Origin of the sequence: Microbacterium sp. ISL-103 (assembly GCF_018613995.1) — a bacterium.
Taxonomy (GTDB): domain Bacteria; phylum Actinomycetota; class Actinomycetes; order Actinomycetales; family Microbacteriaceae; genus Microbacterium.
Map to the genome: position 1 here is coordinate 2,707 of NZ_JAGGPD010000638.1, position 287 is coordinate 2,993.

Here is a 287-nt window from a genome sequence, read left to right on the forward strand (position 1 = left end):
TCGCGACGGCGAGGACGACGAATGCGATGTACAGCGGCATTACACGCAGGAGCGCGGTGATTTGCGATCCAACGGCGGCGATCTGGGAACCGATGACTACGGCGAGGGTCACCATCATCAGCGGCACCATCGCACCCGCCATGATCTTCCCGATAAACCGCCCTCCCCGATAACGACGCGCAAGAGCCTGCACAACCGCTGCTGCCGAGAGTGGGACCACGATCAGCAACAGGAATGCCCGGATGAATGGGCCGATGTCAACCACACCGAGCACAGCGCCGCCGGCG

Annotated in this window: 1 pseudogene; it reads right to left on the bottom strand. The window is 63.1% G+C overall.

The annotated features are described in order from the left end of the window. A pseudogene (locus tag J7E68_RS18990) lies at nt 1-287 on the bottom strand (arsenic resistance protein); the annotation flags it as partial.